The organism is Nocardia sp. NPDC047654 (assembly GCF_043205035.1).
In the GTDB taxonomy this organism is placed as follows: Bacteria; Actinomycetota; Actinomycetes; order Mycobacteriales; family Mycobacteriaceae; genus Nocardia.
Map to the genome: position 1 here is coordinate 93,784 of NZ_JBIDDF010000017.1, position 19,703 is coordinate 113,486.

At 66.3% G+C, this 19,703-nt stretch carries 19 protein-coding genes and 1 pseudogene; 11 read left to right on the forward strand and 9 right to left on the reverse strand.

The genetic code is table 11. The annotated features are described in order from the left end of the window. Positions 1 to 93 precede the first annotated feature (93 nt). A pseudogene (locus ACGF7Y_RS30740) lies at positions 94 to 156 on the forward strand (SAM-dependent methyltransferase); the annotation flags it as partial. A gap of 81 nt (positions 157 to 237) precedes the next feature. Here ACGF7Y_RS30740 and ACGF7Y_RS30745 read toward each other — a convergent pair. Further along, complete coding sequence (locus ACGF7Y_RS30745) at positions 238 to 402, reverse strand: DUF427 domain-containing protein (RefSeq protein WP_228819972.1); 165 nt, start codon at positions 400 to 402, stop codon at positions 238 to 240. Positions 403 to 585: 183 nt separating this feature from the next. Between ACGF7Y_RS30745 and ACGF7Y_RS30750 the strand changes: the two genes are divergently transcribed. After that, positions 586 to 3,870, forward strand: coding sequence for a protein kinase (locus tag ACGF7Y_RS30750; RefSeq protein ID WP_195065816.1), 3,285 nt, complete (start codon positions 586 to 588; stop codon positions 3,868 to 3,870). Here the strand turns inward: ACGF7Y_RS30750 and ACGF7Y_RS30755 are convergent. Then, the gene (locus ACGF7Y_RS30755) at positions 3,822 to 4,169 is read right to left on the reverse strand and encodes an IclR family transcriptional regulator C-terminal domain-containing protein (protein WP_393239972.1); all 348 of its coding nucleotides are present in this window, start codon (positions 4,167 to 4,169) and stop codon (positions 3,822 to 3,824) included. The two genes, ACGF7Y_RS30750 and ACGF7Y_RS30755, sit on opposite strands and share 49 nt — an antisense overlap. A 355-nt stretch (positions 4,170 to 4,524) precedes the next feature. On the opposite strand from ACGF7Y_RS30755, the gene ACGF7Y_RS30760 reads away from it, so the two are divergent. Then, a complete protein-coding gene (locus ACGF7Y_RS30760; RefSeq protein ID WP_393239975.1) occupies positions 4,525 to 4,797 on the forward strand; it encodes a DUF427 domain-containing protein in 273 nt (90 codons plus the stop codon). Beyond that, positions 4,794 to 4,922: a hypothetical protein gene (locus ACGF7Y_RS30765; RefSeq protein WP_267469269.1), complete on the forward strand. Its 129-nt coding sequence runs from the start codon at positions 4,794 to 4,796 to the stop codon at positions 4,920 to 4,922. The genes ACGF7Y_RS30760 and ACGF7Y_RS30765 overlap by 4 nt, the downstream gene beginning before the upstream one ends. Positions 4,923 to 5,273: 351 nt before the next feature. On the opposite strand, the gene ACGF7Y_RS30770 is transcribed toward ACGF7Y_RS30765, so the two are convergent. Next, entirely contained in the window at positions 5,274 to 6,092 is an 819-nt protein-coding gene (locus ACGF7Y_RS30770; RefSeq protein WP_195065818.1) for a mycofactocin-coupled SDR family oxidoreductase, read from the reverse strand. 425 nt (positions 6,093 to 6,517) lie between these two features. On the opposite strand from ACGF7Y_RS30770, the gene ACGF7Y_RS30775 reads away from it, so the two are divergent. Both ACGF7Y_RS30775 and ACGF7Y_RS30780 read left to right on the forward strand, forming a co-directional pair. Next, positions 6,518 to 7,090, forward strand: coding sequence for an LLM class flavin-dependent oxidoreductase (locus ACGF7Y_RS30775; RefSeq protein ID WP_393240046.1), 573 nt, complete (start codon positions 6,518 to 6,520; stop codon positions 7,088 to 7,090). Continuing rightward, complete coding sequence (locus ACGF7Y_RS30780) at positions 7,087 to 7,917, forward strand: SDR family NAD(P)-dependent oxidoreductase (RefSeq protein WP_195065819.1); 831 nt, start codon at positions 7,087 to 7,089, stop codon at positions 7,915 to 7,917. Before ACGF7Y_RS30775 ends, ACGF7Y_RS30780 begins: the two co-directional genes overlap by 4 nt. 16 nt (positions 7,918 to 7,933) lie before the next feature. On the opposite strand, the gene ACGF7Y_RS30785 is transcribed toward ACGF7Y_RS30780, so the two are convergent. From ACGF7Y_RS30785 to ACGF7Y_RS30800, 4 genes are all read right to left on the reverse strand, one after another. Then, positions 7,934 to 9,154, reverse strand: coding sequence for a cytochrome P450 (locus ACGF7Y_RS30785; protein ID WP_195065820.1), 1,221 nt, complete (start codon positions 9,152 to 9,154; stop codon positions 7,934 to 7,936). Positions 9,155 to 9,347: 193 nt separating this feature from the next. After that, a complete protein-coding gene (locus ACGF7Y_RS30790; protein WP_393240049.1) occupies positions 9,348 to 10,565 on the reverse strand; it encodes an amidohydrolase family protein in 1,218 nt (405 codons plus the stop codon). 5 nt (positions 10,566 to 10,570) lie between these two features. Further along, positions 10,571 to 11,800, reverse strand: a complete 1,230-nt coding sequence (locus ACGF7Y_RS30795; RefSeq protein WP_393239980.1) for a CoA transferase — start codon at positions 11,798 to 11,800, stop codon at positions 10,571 to 10,573. 69 nt (positions 11,801 to 11,869) lie between these two features. Continuing rightward, on the reverse strand, positions 11,870 to 12,850 hold the full coding sequence (locus tag ACGF7Y_RS30800; protein WP_195065822.1) for a nitronate monooxygenase family protein: 981 nt from the start codon (positions 12,848 to 12,850) through the stop codon (positions 11,870 to 11,872). Positions 12,851 to 12,949: 99 nt separating this feature from the next. Here ACGF7Y_RS30800 and ACGF7Y_RS30805 point away from each other — a divergent pair, with 99 nt between their 5' ends. Both ACGF7Y_RS30805 and ACGF7Y_RS30810 read left to right on the forward strand, forming a co-directional pair. Continuing rightward, a complete protein-coding gene (locus tag ACGF7Y_RS30805; protein WP_195065823.1) occupies positions 12,950 to 13,852 on the forward strand; it encodes an SDR family oxidoreductase in 903 nt (300 codons plus the stop codon). Next, positions 13,849 to 14,601, forward strand: coding sequence for an SDR family oxidoreductase (locus ACGF7Y_RS30810; protein ID WP_393239984.1), 753 nt, complete (start codon positions 13,849 to 13,851; stop codon positions 14,599 to 14,601). Before ACGF7Y_RS30805 ends, ACGF7Y_RS30810 begins: the two co-directional genes overlap by 4 nt. 6 nt (positions 14,602 to 14,607) lie before the next feature. On the opposite strand, the gene ACGF7Y_RS30815 is transcribed toward ACGF7Y_RS30810, so the two are convergent. Both ACGF7Y_RS30815 and ACGF7Y_RS30820 read right to left on the reverse strand, forming a co-directional pair. Next, entirely contained in the window at positions 14,608 to 15,912 is a 1,305-nt protein-coding gene (locus ACGF7Y_RS30815) for an MFS transporter (RefSeq protein ID WP_195065825.1), read from the reverse strand. Then, positions 15,909 to 16,391, reverse strand: coding sequence for a nuclear transport factor 2 family protein (locus ACGF7Y_RS30820; RefSeq protein WP_195065826.1), 483 nt, complete (start codon positions 16,389 to 16,391; stop codon positions 15,909 to 15,911). The genes ACGF7Y_RS30815 and ACGF7Y_RS30820 overlap by 4 nt, the downstream gene beginning before the upstream one ends. Before the next feature lie 129 nt (positions 16,392 to 16,520). On the opposite strand from ACGF7Y_RS30820, the gene ACGF7Y_RS30825 reads away from it, so the two are divergent. The 3 genes from ACGF7Y_RS30825 to ACGF7Y_RS30835 all read left to right on the forward strand — a co-directional run bounded on the left by ACGF7Y_RS30825 (position 16,521) and on the right by ACGF7Y_RS30835 (position 19,675). Beyond that, the gene (locus ACGF7Y_RS30825; RefSeq protein WP_195065827.1) at positions 16,521 to 17,690 is read left to right on the forward strand and encodes a thiolase family protein; all 1,170 of its coding nucleotides are present in this window, start codon (positions 16,521 to 16,523) and stop codon (positions 17,688 to 17,690) included. A gap of 84 nt (positions 17,691 to 17,774) precedes the next feature. Next, the gene (locus ACGF7Y_RS30830) at positions 17,775 to 19,025 is read left to right on the forward strand and encodes a MaoC family dehydratase N-terminal domain-containing protein (protein ID WP_393239988.1); all 1,251 of its coding nucleotides are present in this window, start codon (positions 17,775 to 17,777) and stop codon (positions 19,023 to 19,025) included. A gap of 17 nt (positions 19,026 to 19,042) precedes the next feature. Beyond that, positions 19,043 to 19,675 carry a cysteine hydrolase family protein gene (locus tag ACGF7Y_RS30835; protein WP_393239991.1) on the forward strand — a complete coding sequence of 211 codons (633 nt, stop codon included), beginning with the start codon at positions 19,043 to 19,045 and terminating at the stop codon, positions 19,673 to 19,675. The last annotated feature ends 28 nt before the right edge of the window (positions 19,676 to 19,703 follow it).

Genomic DNA, 19,703 nt, shown 5'->3' on the forward strand with positions numbered 1-19,703 from the left:
CACCGTGGACCCTGATCACCGGAGTAAGGAGAGGGTTGTGGCCGACCGCGAGGGATCGGCGAATCTCAGGCAGGACCGAGCCCATAGCGCCGTATCTACGACTATTTTCTGGGCGGCAAGGACAACTACGCGGCCGATCGAGAGGCTGCGGTCGTGCTCGCCCACGCTCGGGCACTTAGAAGGCCACGTGGCCTTCTAGGCGCGCCACCATCGGGTCCCGGTCCTCGTAGCTCCAGATCACCGGTTCACCCCGTCGCCGTCGCAGTGCCGGTACGTGGCCACTCCTTTGAACGGGCACACCGTGCTGAGCCCTTCGGCGCGCGACAACGGAACCAGCAGGACCTGCTGCCGCAACTCCGGGCACTGGGTGCGTGGACGCGGGCTGGCGGGGGGCGATGCCACCCTCGTTGGTCTGGAGGAATGGCCGGGCGTGGCGGTTCTGGGGCAAAGGGCGGTGTTGTGTCGCCCGTGCGGGTGTCCGCGAGGAGGAAGCGGAGATTGATATTCCGTCGGTAAGAATTCTCCGGCGATAGGCTGAGGGAAAGAGGAGTGCATCTGGCGGAAGGTGGGAGCGCGACACGGCCTATGACCGGAGACGATCCGCTGCAGACGCGCCGTGAGGTGGTATCACCGGTCACGGTGGAGTTGGACGCCGCTGGTTTCGAGGACGCAGTGGAGATCGGTCGCGGGGGTTTCGGGGTGGTGTATCGCTGCTGGCAGCCGAGGCTGGATCGGATGGTGGCGGTGAAGGTGTCGACCGCGGATCTGGATGCGGACAATCAGGCGCGGTTCTTGCGGGAGCAGCGGGCGATGGGCCGGTTGACGGGGCTGCCGAACATCGTCACCGTGCTGGAGGTCGGTACGACGTCCAGTGGGCGGCCGTATCTGGTCATGCCGTATTACCCGCGGGATTCGTTGGATGCGTGGATTCGCAAGAATGGTCCGCTGCCGGTGGAAGGCGTGTTGGACATCGGGGTGAAGATCGCGGGGGCCTTGGCCGCCGCGCATCGGCTCGATATCGTGCATCGGGACGTGAAACCGGGCAATATCCTGCTGACCGAGTACGGTGAGCCGGCCCTGGCTGATTTCGGTATCGCCCACATCGGCGGTGGGTTCCGGACTGCTGCGGGTACGTTGACCGGTTCACCCGCGTTCACCGCGCCGGAGGTTCTCGAAGGCGAAGTCCCGACGCCTGCGGCGGATGTGTACGGGCTGGGGGCGACGTTGTTCTGCGCGTTGACCGGTCATGCGGCGTTCGAGCGCCGGAGCGGGGAGAACATGGTGACCCAGTTTCTGCGAATCACCACCCAGCCGGTGCCAGATCTGCGGGAGATGGCTATCCCAGGGGAGGTGTCGGCGGTGGTGGAGAGCGCGATGAGCCGTGACCCGAAGAGGCGGCCGTCGGCGGCGGCTCTGGGGGAGAGCCTTCGGCAGGCGCGGCAGCTGCTCGGATTCCCGTCGGGTGAGATGGCGTCGGAAGGCGAGATACCGCTCGTTCATCGGGGCCGCGAATCACTGACCGGAGGAGGGATTCGGCCGGTCGCGGCGGTCGGCCGGATTGACCAGGGCAATCTCCCGTTAGAGCTGACCAGTTTCATCGATCGCCGCCGCGAGTTGGCGGAGGTGAAGAATCTGCTGGCGGCCTCGCGGCTGGTGACGCTGACGGGGATCGGGGGGGTCGGGAAGACGCGGCTGGCGCTGCGGGCGGCGTCGAAGGCCCGGCGGGACTTCATCGGCGGAGTGTGGTTGATCGAACTGGCCGACGTGTCGGACCCGGCGTTGCTCGTCGGCGTCGTCACGGCCGCCCTGGGTGTGCGGGATGTTCCCGGCGCGCCGTTGGTCGAGGTCGTGGCGCGCTTCATCGGTTCGCGAGACGTGCTGCTCATTCTGGACAATTGCGAACAGGTGGTGGAGGCGGTAGCGGAGCTGGACGAGACGTTGCTGCGGGTCTGCCCGGGACTGCGGTTGCTGGTGACGAGCCGGGAGCCGCTGAATATTCCAGGGGAAGCAGTGCTGCGGGTGCCGCCGCTGACGGTCCCCGATCCCGAGCGTGAACCGGCCATCCGGGAGATGCCCCGTTTCGACGCGGTGGCGTTGTTCGCCGACCGCGCCGCCGCGGCCGTCCCCGGTTTCGAGCTCGACGAGGACAACAAAGCCACTGTCGCCCGGATCTGTGCCCGGCTCGACGGCTTGCCGCTGGCGATCGAATTGGCCGCGGCTCGGATGCGCACGATGTCGGCCGCCCAGATTCTCGAGCGCCTCACCGATCGCTACGCCTTGCTGACCCGTGGTAGTCGCACCGCGCCTACCCGGCAACAGACGCTGCGGTGGTGCATCGACTGGAGCCACGCGCTGTGTACTGCGGCCGAGCAGCGGATGTGGGCGCGGCTGTCGGTGTTCGCCGGAAGTTTCGAGCTCGACGCCGCCGAACAGATCTGCGGTGGGGATGCGGTGCCGCCGGATCCGCTGGAGGTGTTGTCGTCCCTGGTCGACAAGTCGATCCTGATCCGGGAGGAATCGAACTCGGTCGTACGCTTCCGAATGCTCGAAACGGTCCGCGAGTACGGCCGCGCGAAGCTGCGCGAATTCGGCGAGGACAAGGGTCTGCGCCGACGGCATCGGGACTGGTATCAGCGGTTGGCGTTGAACGCGGAAGCCGACTGGATCAGCGACCGGCAGCTCGACTGGATCGCGCGACTCGAGCGCGAGCTGCCCAACTTCCGTGAGGCGCTGGAATTCTCCTTGTCCGAGGAGGGCGAGGACGCGGCGGCAGCGGGATTGCGCACCGCCGCCGCGCTGTTCCAGTTCTGGTCTTTCCGCGGTATGTTCTGGGAAGCCCGGTCTTGGCTCGACCGCGTCATCGACCACTCCGGCCCGCAACCGCCCTCCGAGCGCCTCAAAGCATTGTGTGTCGGAGCGTGCATGGCGGCGTCCGTGGAGGATTTCGAGTCGGCGGCCGTACTGCTGGAGCAGGGCCGGATACTTGCGCGTCAGGCTTTCGCCCACACGGTGACTCCGGCTATCGAGGGGCGGATCGAATACACCGCGGGGTTTTTGGCGATGATGCGCGGTGACGCGGCTGCGGCCTGCGATTTGCTCATACAGGCGGTCGAGATGCTCCGCTCCAATGGACCCGACGATATTCTCGTCAGCGCTTTGACCGTTGCCGGCTGGGCATACGAAGTGCGAGGTGACATGGCTCGCAGCGCCGAGTGCTACGGCCAGGTGGTTGCCATCACGGAGGCGCGAGGCGAACTGTTGTATCGATCGATCGCGCTCCGTGGTTCGGGTGTTGTCGCGTGGCGGCGAAACGAACGCGACCGTGCCCGGCAACTGCTCGAGCACGCTTTCCGTGTCAGCGCGCGGGCGCACAGCCCGGTGACCATCGCCTACGCTCTCGAAGCGCTGGCCTGGACAGCAGCCGACCGCAGTGCCGAGCGTGCGGCCGTCCTGATGGGGGCCGCACAGCGAATCTGGCCCTCGGGACCCCGCGAAGGAGTCTTGCTTCCGGCCACGGCGGTCTTCCATGACGAATGTGAGCGGATAAGTCGTAGTGCGCTCGGAAATCGGCGGTTCGACGCGGCTTTCCGGCGAGGACAGATGATGGACACCGACGCTTGTGTCGCCTATGCACTCGGCGAGAGAGCGAGTGACACCTCGCCGACATCCGTGAATTTGACCAAGCGCGAACGGCAAGTCGCCGACCTTGTCGCCCAGGGACTGAGCAACAAACAGATCGCGGCCGAATTGGTGATCTCCCACCGCACCGCCCAAGGCCACGTCGAACACATCCTGACGAAACTCGGCTTCAATTCTCGCGCTCAGATAGCGGCCTGGGTCGTCGGTGAAGCCGAAAACCGCAATTCTTGATTCCTATCGCCGTTGTCCACCTGATTGCCCGCGGTTCGCAGCGCTCGCAGCTGACGCGATGGACGGAGAGCCAGGCTTGTGTCTGGACATGGGTGAGGTCGGGATGGATGGCCTCGGCGGTCGCGAGCAGCTGCGGCAGCAGGGTACTTGCGCACGGCCGCCGCCGAGTACCGGGCGGCTTGCGTAGAGATGTTGACCGCAGCGATCACGGCGCCGATGTGGTCGCGGATCGGCGCGGCAAGTGACCGCAGCCCCTCCTCGAGTTCCTGATCGACGATGCAGTAGCCGTCGGCGCCCAACCTTGGCCACTTACTTGCGCAATCTGTCGGTGGTGATGATGGCCCGTGCTGTGAGAGGGTGCGAGGGTGATGTGTGCGAGGTAGTCCTCCAGCGAGGCGTCGGACAGCCCGGCCAGCAGCACCCGGCCCATCGAGGCGGCGTACGCGGGGAAGCCCCGGGCCACCGCCCGCCGCTTCCTGCTCACCCTGGTCCGTACACCACGTCCGCGCCGTCGAGAACGTGCGCGGTGATGCGCAGCCAGACCCGACCGGGCCGGGCGGGCGTCTCCGGGCCGCAGGAGGCGATGATTCGGCCGCTGCGTGCCGGCGATGTGGCCGTGCCGGTGCCGGCGCAGCTGTGAACAGGAGCTTGCCGATGACCGAACACTCGGGTTTCGCCGCCCGTCCCGACTATCGGGTCGATGTCCACGCCCGGCGCAACCTGGTCACCGTCGAATTCGGTGATCGCATGGTCGCGGAGTCCACGAGAGCGCTGCTGGTCGACGAACAGGACCACGGACTGGTGTTCTACCTGCCCCGCGCCGATGTGCTGGTTCCGTTGCCGCGCGCCGAAGGGCTCAGCACGGTGTGCCCGTTCAAAGGAGTGGCCACGTACCGGCACTGCGACGGCGACGGGGTGAACCGGTGATCTGGAGCTACGAGGACCGGGACCCGATGGTGGCGCGCCTAGAAGGCCACGTGGCCTTCTACCAGGACCGGGTGCGGCTTCGCGTCGAAGTGGCGACGCCCGCGGTGAGCTGGCGTACGGCCTGAACCGCGGGTGACGTCATAGGCTGAGCTGATCCGGCCGCACGGTGTCGTGCCAACCGCAGGGCAAGCCGCAGGTGGTGGAGACGACCGTCTCACGCCGACCGTCCCGGTAGGCACGGACTGTCGCGGAGGCCTGGGCGAAGTGGCCGCAGCGTGGGCACTTCTGAAAGTAGTCCAGGATGTCGTGGACCATGATGGCGTCGAACGGTTCCTCACTGCCGGTCGGCCGTGGCGTGTCGGCCGGGCGAAGGCCGGGCCGCGTTCGCGGCTCGGGTGGGCGTGGTCGGTTCATCGGCTCGGACTCCCGTCATTACAGGTGGCGGATCAGCGCGCGGTCACGGCGTCTCGAGGGCATCAGAAATGCGCGGCACCGCCATCGATGGAGAGTGGCACTGCGGTGATGTACTTCGACTCGTCGCTCGCCAAGAACAGCACCGTGTCCGCGATTTCTTCCACGGTTGCGGACCAGCGGGGCAAGAAGGGGGTGCCCATGCCGTTGAGTAAGGGATTGGTCTCGCCGGCGGCCGCCATGGCGGCCCGCATGTTTCCCGATCCCATGGGGGTCTCCACAGCGCCGGGATGGATGCTGTTGACGCGAATGTCGTGCTTGCCGAGTTCGGCGGCGAAGGCTCGAGCCATTCCGGTGACGGCGTGCTTGCTCGCGGTGTAGTGCACCATGAACGGCTGCATCTTCGCACCGGCATAAGAACTGGTCAGCACGATCGAGCCGCCGCGCCCGCCGACGACGAGGTGCGGTGCCGCGACCATGACGGTGTTCCACACGCCGATCACATTGGTGTCGATGACATTCCGGAATTCCTGCGGGCTGATCCCGTCCCAAGGGTTGGGAACGCAGATTCCGGCATTAGCGATGACGATATCGAGTCGGCCCAGTTCGGCCACTGCGGCATCTGTGGCCGCTCGCAGAGCGTCGATATCCCGCACGTCGGCGATGGAGGCGATAAGCCTGCCGCCCCGTTCCTTTACCAGGCGCGCTGTTTCGTCCAAATCATCCGGGGTGGGGGAGTCGTAGGGCACGCCAGGCAGCGGGCCGGCCAGGTCCAAAGCAATGATGTCGGCGCCCTCACTGGCCAGCCGCACTGCGTGCGCCCGGCCTTGGCCGCGCGCCGCACCGGTGATGAGCGCGACTTTGCCCGCTACACGTCCTGCCATGGTGGGTCCTTTCATGGGGTTGTTCCTGCCGGATTCCGGCGAGTCCGGTGGTGGTGGCGAGGTGTGCCCCCCGGTTCATGCTGTGCTCTTGACGACCGTCCTCCGCCACTGTCGTCGCAGTTCGGGTTGTGAAGGCGAATGTTCGGCCGGCGAGGGCCAACTTGTTCCTCGGGTGCGTGTTTTGTCGCCCTGTATGCGCGAATCTCCGGTGGTCGGTGATGGCGGGGTGCTCGGCACCGCGGGCGCCGGCCTTCGCGTACAGTCCGCCGATCGGTCGGCATTCGTGATTGCGACCTCGGTCCTGTTGTCGGTGGAAAGGCGCTGCCTGGACGAGCTCGCGAACATATCGATGAAGTTAGCGGATCGCCTGGCCGCGAGGAAGGCTTTGGTAAATTTAGTTAGTTTATTGATCTCATGCGGAGGTTCTGGTCTACTGCGGTGGAAGCTCCTACGACGGCCGTCGTGAGAGCGATCGGAGTCGATCCAAGAGGCTCGACAACTCGGGTCGAGGAAGGAGTGATCGTGAAGTTCCTCTACTCGATGAGCGGTACGGTCCGGGAGAACTCCGCGTTCTCGCGAGTACGAGGGCTCTGACGGAACTGGCCCGCGCGGCGGAGGAGGCCGGGTTCGATGGCTTGTCGTTCGACGACCATCCGGCCCCGCCGCGGCGACGGCGTGCAGATCCGGGAGGGCATGACTGTTTCGACCCGTTTGTCGCCCTGGCCGCTGTTGAGGCGGGAACCACGTCACTTCGATTGTTCACTTCGCTAGCGGTGCTTCCGTACCGCAACCCTCTTCTGCTTGCGAAGATCACGCCACGCTGGACATCGTGTTTGGCGGCCGGGTTGAGCCGGGCCTGGGTACCGGGTACCTGCCGGACGAGGCCGCAGCTCTCGGCGTCGACTTCTCTTGTTCGGCCCTTCGACGCAGAAGCAGATGTTGCGGACAGCTACTGCAGCTGGAGCAGGAAGGTGCAAATCCGCATGGCCTCCAAATGATCGAGCTCGACACCGGAGCAGTGACACGCGGGAAGCTGGCCGGCCAAGTTGCGGTTGTCGTCGGCGGCGGGCAGGCGCCAGGCGAGACCATCGGCAACGGGCGTGCGGCGTCGCTGACCTACGCGCGGGCGGGCGCTCGGGTCTTGGTGGTGGACCGGGACCTGGTCAGCGCGGAGCAAACGGTGCGGATGATCGTCGAAGAAGGCGGGATCGCGCAGGCTCATCGCGCCGATATCACCGATGAAGAGGATTGCCGTTCGATCCCTGCTGCAGCTGTCACCGCATTCGGCCGGATTGATGTTCTGCACAACAACGTCGGCATCGTCCCCGGCGGGTCGACCGAACAGTTGAGTGTCACCCAGTGGCGCACAGGGTTGGAGATCAACCTCACCGGAATGTGGTCTACCTGCAAGTACGCCCTGCCGCACCTGCGTGAACAGGGCCACGGCGCCGTGGTGAACATCTCTTCGCCGGCGGGCCTGCTGGCCAGCGGTGAGGCGATCGCCCATTCGACCGCCAAGGTTGCCGTCAACTCGATGACCCGTGCACTGGCGCTCGAGTACGCGCCGCACGGGGTGCGGGTGAACTGTGTGGCTCCAGGAATGATCGATACCCCGATGGGCGTGGATCGAATTGCCGACGCCACCGGCAATTCCCGGCAGCAGGTAGCGGCCGCGCGTGCATCGAAGCTTCCCATGGGGCGCCAGGGCACGAGCTGGGACGTGGCCAACGCGGCCCTGTTCCTCGCCTGTGATGATTCGGCCTTCGTAACCGGGGTCGTTCTGCCGGTCGACGGCGGCGGTGCACTGCGGACCGGGGCCCGCTGAAGCATCGCCTCTGCAATCAGAGCAGCGGCATGAGCGGTGCAGGTTCGAATGTCACCGGTAGTTCGGCCAGGGCTCGCTGGAAGAGGCCCGGACGCCACTGTAGTTCGTTGCCGGCCACGGCGAGCCGAAGTTCGGGGAGGGCGTCGAGCAGCTGATCGACGGCGCTCTGCGCCATCAGATAGGCCATCGACCGGGCGGGACAGGCATGTGTCCCCGCGCTGAAGGCCAGGTGGGACCGGTTGCCGATGTGGTCACCGGTGGCGATCTCCGGATCGCGGTTGCAGCCGGCCGCACTGACGATGACGGGCTGGTTCGCGGGTAGCCAGACGCCGTCGATCAGGATCGGTTGCCTGGGGTAGGTAATGCTGTTGTTGGGCAGCGGCGGATCTTCGAAGAGAGCCTGGTCGAGCGCATCTCGGGTGGACAGAGCACCGCCGACGACTCCGTCGCCGAACCTGTCGTCGATCAGCAGCAGCCGCAGAGTATTGGTGATGAGGTTTTGCACCGGTTCCATCCCGATGCCGTAGAAGACCAGCAGTTGTTGGAGGATCTCCTCGTCGTTCAGGGTGCTGCCGTGGCGGAGGAGGCTGGTGGTGAGGTCGGGTCCCGGCTCGGCCCGTTTAACCGCTACCAAGTGTCGCACCGCGTTCTCGAATGCTCGGTTACCGTCTTGGGAATCCGTGCCATCGAGAATCGCCGCGACGCTGGCCGCGGCTCGCCGGCTGATCTCCGGTGGGCATCCGAGCAGCTCGTTGATGACCATGAAGACGAGCGGGCCGGCGTACTGTGTGACGAGGTTTGCTGCGCCGGTGGTGCAAAAAGCGTTGATCAGCGGCACAGCGGTGCGTTGGACTACGCCTTGGATGGTGTGCAGGTCGAGTTCATCGAGAGCTGTGCTGACGACTGTGCGCAGTCGAGCGTGATCTTGTCCGGCGCTGCGCATAGCGATCGGGCGCCAGCGCAGAACTTCCAGTACCGGGCTGTCAGTCGGTACGGTTACTTCCCAGGCGCGGGGATCGGCCGGGAAACGCGCAGGGTCGTTGAGGATGGCCAAACCTGCTCGGTAGCCGATCACAAGGGTGGCGGGTACACCGGGCGATAGTTCGACCGGGACGAGCGCGCCGTATTTTCTGCGCATCTCCAGGTACGCGCCGTGTGGGTCGGCGCTGAACTCGGAGGAATACAGCGGGACGCGCGGGGCATCGGTCGATACGAGATCCGACGGGGGTGTGATCAATTCGTTCTCCGGGCACGGGAGGATCGGTGCGACAGCTTGCGGCCGAAAAGCTGTTGGTCCGGCTGCTCAGGACATTAGCGCAGTCCGCTGAATCGGGACGGGTGATCATCGGATACGAGCGTTCTATCGTGACGAGGCGACCGTTTCGTCGTATCTGGCATACCTCTACCCGGGCGGTCTGGAAACAGCGTTGTCACCGGACAGACTGCCCGTCGATCCAGACGTGACGGACGAGCGTTGGGTCTGGTGCGTCGAGGGCGGCTTGCAGTGGTGTTTCGAGCAGGACGAGATCGGCGGCAGTTCCAGCCCTCACCCGGCGAGACCGCAGCGTACCGTCGCGCAGGTATCCAGCGAATACGGTTTTCACCGGAACTCGTTCGTCCGGGCACAGGTCGCGAGTCGCGGCGGCGCGCATCACGGCCCAGGGGTCGATGGGGCCGTAAGGTGCATCGCTGCTGGGCAACACCTGGACCCCAGCGGCCAGCAGACGGGCGAAGGGATAGAGGTAGGGAAGGTCGTCGGGTTCGACTTCGTCGATGTATCTCCGGCGGTTCACCACCGGAAACGCGGGCTGAGTGACGACGGTGAGCCCGCGTAACAGTTCAGGCTCGGGTACGACAGCGCCGTGTTCTATGCGGTCCCCCTGACGGACGCCCGTTTCGTTGAGAACTGCCAGGGTCAACAGCAGCGAGGTCCGGGTCACACAGTGCACGGCGACGGGTAGATTGCGTCGCCGTAGCGTGCGGACACGGTCGAGGAGTTCGTCATAGGTCGGGAGGTCGTGGTCGTGTAGCAGGAGTTTTCGTTCCCCCAAGAGGGTCACACGCTGGGGCAGGTGTGGGGGTATTTCGGTGAGTCCGGGTGTCGCGTCGGTGACTCCGGTAAGGCCGAATGCAGCCAGTTCGTCGCCGAGCGCGCGCAGGTCGCCATGCGGCGGCCAGGTCCCGCGAAGAAGTTCGTCGAGTCGCCAGAGCCGTCCGGTCGGGATACCAGCGGAGTCACGTTCGACACCGGGTAGATGCGGGAGCGGCTCCAGTTCGCTGAGTGCGCAGGTGTTGAGCATCCACAGCGCGCCGGATCGGTGCTGGACTCGTACGGGGCGGTCGGGCACGAGCTGGTCGAGCGTGTGGCGATCGACGGACTCGTTGCCGCCCACCGCGCGGATCCTGGCCGCGTGGGAATCGAGTAGAGCGTCCAAGCCGCGTGAGCAGTCGACGGATTCTCGGGCAGCGGCGGTTGCGTGCAGATGCAGGTGGTGGTCGTGCAGACCGGGTACGAGTGCTCCGCCACGCCCCTCCACCTCGGTCTCCCCGTGGGCGGCCAGCGCGCGCCCCACCTCGGTGATCCAGCCGCCGACGATTCGGACATCGACAGCTGTTGTCCCGTTGGGCAGTTCGACATCGCGGATCATCCAGCTCACAGCAGTGACTCCAGCGTATGCGCGCCGTGAGCCGGAGCGGTTCTGGTTGTGGTTCTGCGGGGTGGGTTGAGGACCGGGAACGTCCCCGCCGCACAGTCGACCCACCAGTTCTCCCCCCTGCGGGAAACCGAATGCGGTTCCGGTGGTCTCATGGCCGCTGTGGCGGCAACGTCGTGCATCGAGATATCGACGAGCCGTGCGTGGGTGTCGAGCAGAGCCTCGGAGGCCTCGGCCGCGGCAATTACGCCGGTGAGCGGATCCGCGATGGCGTCGCCGCACGGCAGCGGGGTGCCGTCGCTGTCGACGAGGTACAGGCCCGCGCCGGCGGCGATATCGTCGCCGAAACCGACCCGGTCGGACTGCCGCCCGCGGGCGGTGATCGACAACCAGGACACGCCGGATCCGACGAGCGCTTCGGCATCGAGACCGAGGCGCTGCAGCGCGCGGGGCCGGGATGCTTCGATCACCAGGTCGGCACTGGCCACCAATCGGGCGAGGCGGGAGCGGTCCGTCGCGCAGCCGAAATCGATCGCTACACAGTACTGACCGCCGTGCAGAAGGGAATAGAACTCGGTAGGGCCGCGGCGGGCACCGTCTGGGCGATTGATGCTCTCGACTTTGATCACTTCGGCACCGCTGCATGTGAGCAGGTGGCTGCACAGCGGGCCTGCCCACAGGGCACTGAAGTCGACGATCCGAGGGCGTTCGCGGATCCATGTCCGGTGACCACCGGTGTTGCGCCGTACCGGTTCCCGCTGGGGAACCGGTACTTTGTCCGGAATTATGCCTCCCGGCAGACCGAGCAGGACCAACCGCTCGTCCGCCTCCGCAACGGTGGTGCGGCGGGCCCAGTCCTCGACCGCGGTCCACGGATTACCCGCGATGTCCGCTTCGACGAGGGCGGGGACCAAAGCGATATCGGCCGGTCGCGCCAGCGAAAGCCCGATAAAGCCGTCGCCGGCGCGGACGGCTCGGTAGTGCCCACCGCACGACCAGGGCGCGTTCCTGGTGAAGCCCGCAATGGCGGCCCGCTCGGACAAAACGGTGACATCCGGAAGATCCGCGCAGGTGCCAGTGCGTGCCAGCGCGGCCGCGCCGACTCGGGCCAGCGCCTGCTCGACAACGAGGGCGGGATGGCCGGGGGAGGCGAGGGGTGGGCCGCTAGGCCGCCCGGTCAGCGCCATCGCGCCGGAGCGTGCCCAGGCGGCGAGTGCCTGTGCCGTCACATCATGCTCCTTCCAGGATGGCGTTGCGATGAGCATGCTTCGTGGTGGCCGCGGAGGCGGTGCCCGGCGTCACCGATCGAGCAGGCTCGGCAGGCGCTTTCCCATGATTTCGGTGGCCTCCTCAACGATCGCGGTGACAACCTCCGCGCACGACCCGATCTCCTCGATCAGTCCCTGTGCCATACTCGCCCACCACATGCCGTCCTCCATATCGCCGGCCCCGAGCACGTTGGCGCGGCCGCGGGTGCCGGAAGCGAGTTCGGCGACGTCGGCGAAGGTAGCGCCTGGTCGGCGTCCGATCTCTGCGATCCGCTCGGAGATCCCGTTGCGGGCGACGCGAGCGGTGTTGTGGAACTCGCGGAACACCAGCAGCGTATCGCGTTCGGTATTGGCGACGATCTGCTGTTTGACGTTGGTGTGGATGGGTGCCTCGGTGGTTGCCATGAACCGGGTGCCCATGTTGACTCCGTCGGCGCCCAGGGCGAGCGCGGCGGCCAGGCCGGCGCCCGTCGCGATACCGCCGGAAGCGATGACGGGTATGTCGAGCCGCGCGACGGCCGCTGGGATGAGCACCAGGCCGGGCACATCGTCCTCGCCCGGGTGTCCCGCGCATTCGAACCCGTCGATGCTGATCACGTCGACCCCCTTGCGGGCAGCGGAAATCGCGTGGCGGACGCTGGTGGCCTTGTGGATCACCTTCACTCCGGCCGCCTTGAAGTCCGGCAGGTGCGGTTCCGGGCTGGAGCCCGCCGTCTCGACTACCTTCACGCCCGACTCGATGATGACAGCACGGTAGTCGTCGTAGGGAACCGGTTCGATCGTCGGCAGAATCGTGAGGTTCACCCCGAAAGGTCGGTCGGTCAGTTCCTGGGTGCGGGTGATCTCCGCGGCCAGGGCCTCCGGAGTCGGCTGGGTCAGCGCCGTGAGGAAGCCGAGCGCTCCTGCTTCCGCGACAGCCGAGATGAGTTCGGCGGTGCCCAATCCGGTCATCCCGCCGCAGATCAGGGGGTGGTCGATGCCGAATAGCTCGGTGACCCGGGTTCGAATCATGCGTGTGCCCTCTCCTACACGATGACCGTCTGAGGTCATCAGTAATCTGATTATACTTATTATGAAGGTATTGAATGCTGCAGAGTGAGGAGCACACCGATGGCCCTGCGGGAACCACCACGACTTGCGTCCATGCTGCCCGTCGATGCGCTGGCCGGCCGGGTCGCGCTGGTCACCGGCGGCGGGTCCGGCCTCGGGCGGGAGACGGCCACGGCCTTCGCGCGCTGCGGCGCCGCTGTGGGCCTGGTCGGCCGGACCCTGGCCAAAGCCGAGGAATCGGCGCGGCAGATCGCTGCGGAAACCGGAGTCCGGGTGATCGGGGTGGGTGCGGACGTGCGCAAGGGAGATGAGGTCGCCGCGGCATTCGAAGCGGTGGAGCGCGAGCTCGGGCCTATTTCCATCCTGGCCAACAACGCCGGAGCGAACTTCGCCGCAAAATCGGCGGATCTCTCGCCAAACGGTTTCGCGGCGGTGTCCCGAATCGCGCTGGAAGGCACCTTCATCACCTCGGCCGAATTCTTCCGCCGGTATCAGGACGCCGGTCTGCGGGAGGGTTCCATCATCAACAACGGCGCGCAATATCAGGCCACCGGCTATCCGGGGGCGGCCGCGTCGTCGAGCGCCAAGGCTGGGGTAGCCACACTCACCCAGTCGCTGGCCGCCGAATGGGCCGGTGACGGGGTCCGGGTGAACAGTATTGTCGCCGGGTGGTTTCCGCACGAGGGATCACGGACCGCCACCGCCGAGGAGGCCGACGCCAGAGTCCGGCCCCGGCTCGTGGCCGGCCGGGTGGGGAGGTTACGGGAGATCGGCTGGCTCGCGACGTTTCTCGCGTCGCCCTACGCCGCTTACGTAACTGGCCAGAACTTCCATCTGACCGGTGCCGACCATCTGCGTAGGCGCCCGATCGGTTTCCCCTACCTGCCGGTCGATGAGCGTGACAACCTGTGGGAATCCGATCTCACCGACGGCACAGAATTCGAAACGGAGGAGCTGCGATGACGCGCGGACTGCCCACCCCACCGGCTGATGTGCACCTCGCACTGCCCGCGGCCACGCTGGCCGGCTCCAAGGCTGTGCTCATCGGTTCCGGGTTCGCGACCCGGACGGCGCACGAGGCGCTCGCCGCGCTCGGTGCCGACGTGGTATTTTCCGATGCCGCCGATCCGGGGGAAGCAGCGCGGTGGGTAGGGGCTGCCGACGCCGACATTCTGGTCTTGGGCGCCACACTGTCGCCACCGCGCCCGGCCGAGGATATCGGCCCGGCCGATTGGCGCGACGGCCCCGGCCGGGAGCTGGCGACCGCCTTCGCGGTACTCAGCGCCTTCGGGGCGCGTCGCGGCGAACGAGGCGGCGTCGCGCTTGTGCTCCTGGATCCGGTGGCGCTGCTAGGCGGGCCGGGGGTGAGTGCGGCGGCGGCCGCCCACGCCGGACTCGTTAACCTCGCGCAGTCGCTCGCCGTCGAGTGGGCACCGCGCGATATCCGCGTGAACGCGCTCGCGGTCGGCCGCTTCGAGGGCGGCGACAGCTTCGGCGGCCTGCCGGGGAACATTCCGGCCCTGCGGCTGGGGCAGGCGCGGGAACTCGGATGGATGGTGAGTTATCTGTGCTCGCCGTTCGCCGCCTACGTCACCGGTACCTGCGTGACCATCGACGGCGGGGACTCGCTACGGCGCAACTTGCTCGAGCCGCGGTACTCGCCCGGGGAGTTCCTGGCGACCGCTACATCGCCTGCGGCGCAGATCGTCTGAGCACACTCAGAGTATTTCGGATCGGATCGGATCGGCTCGGAGCCCTGCGGCGGGCCGGTGCACGCGACCGCGGCGGTTGACAACGGCAACCACGCCGACGACCGCCGCGGTCGCCAGTACCGCGGCTGCAGGCCCCGCAAGATCTGCCAGCAGGCCGTCGAGTACGGCGGCGAGTGGGCGTGAGCCGGTGAAGCACACCAGCCACAACGCCATGACCCGTCCACGGTAGGCGGCCGGGATCCGCTCCTGTATGGCGGTGGTCAGGCCGGTCAGGGCAACAGTCATGCCGATCCCGACGACAGCGAAGCCGATGAGGGCGGCGACCGGATTGTGGACGACGGCCACCGCGATCAGGCCGGTGGTGAGCAGCCACAGTCCGGTCGTGCCGCCGGACCATCGCGGAGCGAACCGCTCGATCAGAGCGCCTGCGAACAGCCCGGCGAAGGCGCCGGAACCGAATGCCGAGGTGATCAGGCCGGCGTACTGCTCGCCCTGTCCCAGTGCTTCGGCCAACGGCGGTCCCAGTGTTGTCGTCGGTTCGGTGCCGATGCCGATGGCCGTGACCCCGATCAGAAGGAGCAGTAGCGGTCGGTCGGCCACGACATGGCGCACCGACGACCACACCGAGAAACTCTGCTGGTCCCGGTCGATGTGCTGTTCTGTGCTGGCTTGGAATCGCTTGCGTAGCCAAGACGTCGGCGCGACGAAGATCAGGTGCGTCGCGGCGGCCAGGGCGAATATCAGCGCAGGGTCAGCTACCAGCATCAGCAGCGCACCGGCGGCGGGGCCCGCGGCCCGTGACACCGTGAGCGGTGCGGTGTTGAGCCGCATCGCCCGGGGTAGCTCACCTGTGCGAATGATCATCGGCACGATCGCTTGGAGGGCCGGCCCGCTGAGGGTGAAGCCGATACCGGTGATAAGCGAAGCCGCCACGATCGGTCCCGGGCCGAGTCCGTCACCGGTGAGAAGTACCCATCCCGCGAGCCCGGCGGAGCCGATTGCGCAGACGATCCGGCCGAGCACCATGGCCGACACCAGATGGCCCCGGTCGGCGTACTTGCCGCTGAGAGGAGCGAGCAGGACCTGCGGGGTGAACTGCACCGCACTGACGATGCCGACCCACAATGCCGACCCGGTGATCTGGAAGACGAGGATCGCAGCGACCACATTGTGCACCCATACGCCGACCCCGACGGCGAGTTTGCCCCAGAAGATCGTGCCGAAGAGGGGGTCGAACAGGAGCTGGAAGGAGTTGCGTGGCGGTAACTGCGTCGACTGATCGGGTGAGCCCGTTTCCCGGGCGGAAGTCACTGCTGCACCTCATGTTTCGGGCCGGGAGAGCGGTTGGGCATCTTCACGGCAGCCGACTGTGTGGCGCGGGCGTCGACGCGCACCAGCCGGTGGCGGAACCGCCAGCGGCCCTCGTGCGGGACGAGCACGTCGCGGTACCTGCCCCAGTGGTCGAGTCCCTGCGGGCCGAGTACCTGGAAATAGGCGGCGGTCCGTATCTCTGTGTCGGTCACCAGCTCGAAGTCGATATTGATGACGAAATGCCGGATGAAAAAGCCTGGGGTCTCCGCCGTGCCCCGGTCGCGCTGGTTGGCGGCGAGCCTGGTGACGATCTCATCGCGGCCGGTGGCGGTCCATGCCGAGTGCACCTCCAGCGTCCCTTCGGGAGTGAAGCACGCGGCCAGCTCGTCGAGTCGTCCTCGGTCGCCGGCGATGGCGTAGCGGGTGATGGTGTCCCGCACCGATTCGCGGGCGGCGAGATCGTGGATGTCGGGGCTCATGCGACGGGAAATCGGTGGTCGGTGGTGGTCATCATGCCTCCTGGGTTCGGTACGACGGATACACTTACGTTGTATCAGTAAGTTCATTAAACGATTGACGCGCTTGTCGTGCGACCGAAAGGAGCCGCTGTGCCGGAAGCAGTAGTCGTCGCGGCCGTCCGCACCCCTGTTGCCACCGCCGGAAAAGGCACGTTGAAAGATGTGCCCGCTGAGGAACTGGCCACCCTGGCAGTCGGTGCGGCACTGGAGCGTTCGGGGCTGGCGTCGGAGGACATCGACGATGTGGTCTTGGCCGAATCTCTGTACGGCGGGGGTGTGCTGGCCCGCTATGCCGCCGTGCAGGCCGGTCTCACGCACGTCCCGGGCCAGGCGGTCAACCGGCACTGTGCGGGCAGCTTGACCGCGGTGGCGAACGCCGCCGGCTCGATTCGCAGCGGGATGGACCGCGCGGTGATCGCCGGAGGCGTGCAGTCGAGCTCGACCAAGCCGACGCTGAGCTGGCGAGACCTCCCCGGAAGGGAGCCGCGCGAGGGGATGCTGCCGACGTTCCCCTACTACGACGGTTACACCGATGACGTCACCGTGACGGTCGGCTGGAACACCATGGTGGAGGCCGGGCTCACCCGGGCCGAGGTCGATGCCTGGGCTCTGCGCTCCCATCGGCGGGCCGTCTCGGCCATCGACGCGGGTGTCTTCGCCGATGAGATCGTCTCGGTGCCGCTGGTCGGCGAGGGGGGCGCGCGGCAGGAGTTCGCCGTCGACGAGCATCCGCGCCGGGATACGACCGCCGAGCGACTCGCCGCGTTGAAGCCGCTGCACCCGGAAATTCCAGATTTCGCGATCACCGCCGGTAATGCCAGCGGTGTCAACGATGCGGCGGCCGCGCTGATGCTCGTCGGCGACGATCTGGCAGCGCAGCGCTCGTTGCGGCCGCTGGCCACGGTACGTGCGTGGGCCTCGATCGGGGTAGCGCCGCACCGGATGGGTCTGGCGGCCACCGAAGTGATCCCGGTGGTGCTGAAGCGGGCGGGGCTGGACCTGGCCGATGTGGACCTGTTCGAAATCAACGAAGCATTCGCTCCCGTTCCCCTGGCCTCCTGCCGTTTGCTGGATATCGATGAAGAAAAGGTCAATATTTTCGGCAGTGGCTGCAGTATCGGGCACCCGGTCGCGGCGTCCGGCGCTCGGATGTTGACCACACTGACCCACGAACTGCGTCGGCGTGGCGGGGGGATCGGGCTGGCGGCGATGTGCGCCGGCGGCGGAATGGGAGGCGCGGTACTGCTCGAAGTCCACTGAGTTCCGGGGTTGGCCGGGTCCCCGGTATCGCGAACCTCAATCCTCTAATATAGTTAGATGAATAATCTAATGAGAGGATGTGTAATGGCCGACGCTGCCGACCACGACGGGATCATCAAGGAGGAGGACGTCGCGCAGGCCCGCAAACTGTGCGGCCACTACTTCGCCGAGAAGAACGCCGAGCTCTACACTGCCGCGCACGCGGACGCCCTGCGCAACTTCGCGCAGGGCTACGGTGACGACAACCCGCTCTACACCGACGAGGAATACGGTGCAAATACGCTCTGGAAGACTCAGATCGCACCGCCGTTGATCGGCGTGGCGGTCAACAAGCCGCTGCTGGGTGATCCCCGTCCGGCGGATCTCAAGCGACCGGCCTTTCGCGGGGTGCACAATTTCGTGTCGGGCACCGAATGGGAGCTGTACCGGCCCGTGCGATCCGGTGACACGCTGTACACCTTTCAGGGCTACGAGTCGGTGGAGGAGAAGGAATCGGAGTTCGCCGGGCGAACCGTCATCATCAGACGGCGCCACATCCGGATGAACCAGAATGGGGAAGTCGTCTCGGCCGCCCGGGTAATCCTCATCCATGCCGAGCGCAAGGCTGCCCGGTCGCGTAAGAAATACACCATCGAACCGGCTTCCTATACCGCTGCCGACCTGGCCCGCCTCGACGAAATCTACGCGGCCGAGCATCGGCGCGGCGCCGAACCGCGCTGGTTCGAGGACGTTTCGGTCGGTGACACCCTGGGTCCGATCGCCAAGGGGCCGCTCACCTCTACCGACATCATCGTCTTCCATGCCGGCGGTTACGGATTCACTCCGTTTGCTCCGACAACCAGTCGTCTCGCCCACCGCAATCGTCATCGCATCAAGTCGTTCTACGTGGACAACGCTCAAGGGGTTCCCGATGTGGCGCAGCGGGTGCACTGGGATTCGGACTGGGCGCGACAGGTCGGTGCGCCCATGGCCTACGACTACGGCGTGATGCGCGACTGCTGGCTGTCGCATCTGGTCACCGACTGGATGGGTGACCATGCGTGGCTGCTGCGGCAGTCCAGTGAGATCCGCAAGTTCAACTACATGGGCGATTCCCACGTGCTCACCGGCGAGGTGGTCGCCAAGCGGGTCGAGGACGGACATCCGGTGGTCGATCTGGAGTTGCGCGGCCTCAATCAACGCGGGGAGAACACCTGTCCTGCCACTGCCACCGTTGTGCTGCCGAGTCGTGAACACGGGAATGTCCGGCTGCCCGATGTACCCGCCGATCTGGCCGAGGAAGCAGCGCGCATGATGCGTCGCCACCACGAACTCCGCGCCGCCGCGCGGGGCTGAGACATGCAGGAGTCGATATGACTATCAAGGGCCTCGGTACCGCCACGAACACGGCACTGATCATCAGCGAGTGTCAGAACGGGATGACCGATCCCGCGCACTCGACCAATGACCTGCTCTCCGGGCAGGTCACCAAGCGGAATGTGATCGGCAATATCGATACCCTCGCCGCCGGGCTCCGGCGGCTCGGCGTGCCGATCTTCCATGTCACCTTTCAGGGGCTGACCGGTTTTCGAGGGTGGGCGGCCAACAGTCCCCTCACTGCCAGTATTCGGAAACGGCCGCTGGTCGAAGGGCATGTCAGCGTGCGGATCAACCCCGGTATCACTGTCGACCCGGACGACATCATCGTTGCGCGCCATCGCGGGCTGACTGCCTTCCACGGCACGGAACTGGAATATCTGCTGCGCAACATGGGTGTACAGAGCGTTGTCGTCACGGGGGTCTCGCTCAATGTGGCCCTTCCCGGGAGTGTCATCGAGGCGGTCAATCGAGGTTTCTCCGTCGTGGTTCCGCGGGACTGTGTCTCCGGAGCAACCGACGAGACGCACGATTTCGTACTGACCCACATGCTCCCTGTGCTGTCCACCGTCACCACCTCGCAGCAGATCCTGACGGAATTCGCGATGGGTGATGCCGCGAAATCGTGAATCAGATTACTCCTTGCAATCGTCTAAC

What these genes read in the sequence shown, in the direction of transcription:
- ACGF7Y_RS30750 (WP_195065816.1), top strand. Translation starts at nt 586, where the DNA reads ATGACCGGAGACGATCCGCTGCAGACGCGCCGTGAGGTGGTATCACCG.
- ACGF7Y_RS30760 (WP_393239975.1), top strand. Translation starts at nt 4,525, where the DNA reads ATGACCGAACACTCGGGTTTCGCCGCCCGTCCCGACTATCGGGTCGAT.
- ACGF7Y_RS30770 (WP_195065818.1), bottom strand. Translation starts at nt 6,092, where the DNA reads ATGGCAGGACGTGTAGCGGGCAAAGTCGCGCTCATCACCGGTGCGGCG.
- ACGF7Y_RS30780 (WP_195065819.1), top strand. Translation starts at nt 7,087, where the DNA reads ATGATCGAGCTCGACACCGGAGCAGTGACACGCGGGAAGCTGGCCGGC.
- ACGF7Y_RS30790 (WP_393240049.1), bottom strand. Translation starts at nt 10,565, where the DNA reads ATGATCCGCGATGTCGAACTGCCCAACGGGACAACAGCTGTCGATGTC.
- ACGF7Y_RS30800 (WP_195065822.1), bottom strand. Translation starts at nt 12,850, where the DNA reads ATGATTCGAACCCGGGTCACCGAGCTATTCGGCATCGACCACCCCCTG.
- ACGF7Y_RS30805 (WP_195065823.1), top strand. Translation starts at nt 12,950, where the DNA reads ATGGCCCTGCGGGAACCACCACGACTTGCGTCCATGCTGCCCGTCGAT.
- ACGF7Y_RS30810 (WP_393239984.1), top strand. Translation starts at nt 13,849, where the DNA reads ATGACGCGCGGACTGCCCACCCCACCGGCTGATGTGCACCTCGCACTG.
- ACGF7Y_RS30820 (WP_195065826.1), bottom strand. Translation starts at nt 16,391, where the DNA reads ATGAGCCCCGACATCCACGATCTCGCCGCCCGCGAATCGGTGCGGGAC.
- ACGF7Y_RS30830 (WP_393239988.1), top strand. Translation starts at nt 17,775, where the DNA reads ATGGCCGACGCTGCCGACCACGACGGGATCATCAAGGAGGAGGACGTC.
- ACGF7Y_RS30835 (WP_393239991.1), top strand. Translation starts at nt 19,043, where the DNA reads ATGACTATCAAGGGCCTCGGTACCGCCACGAACACGGCACTGATCATC.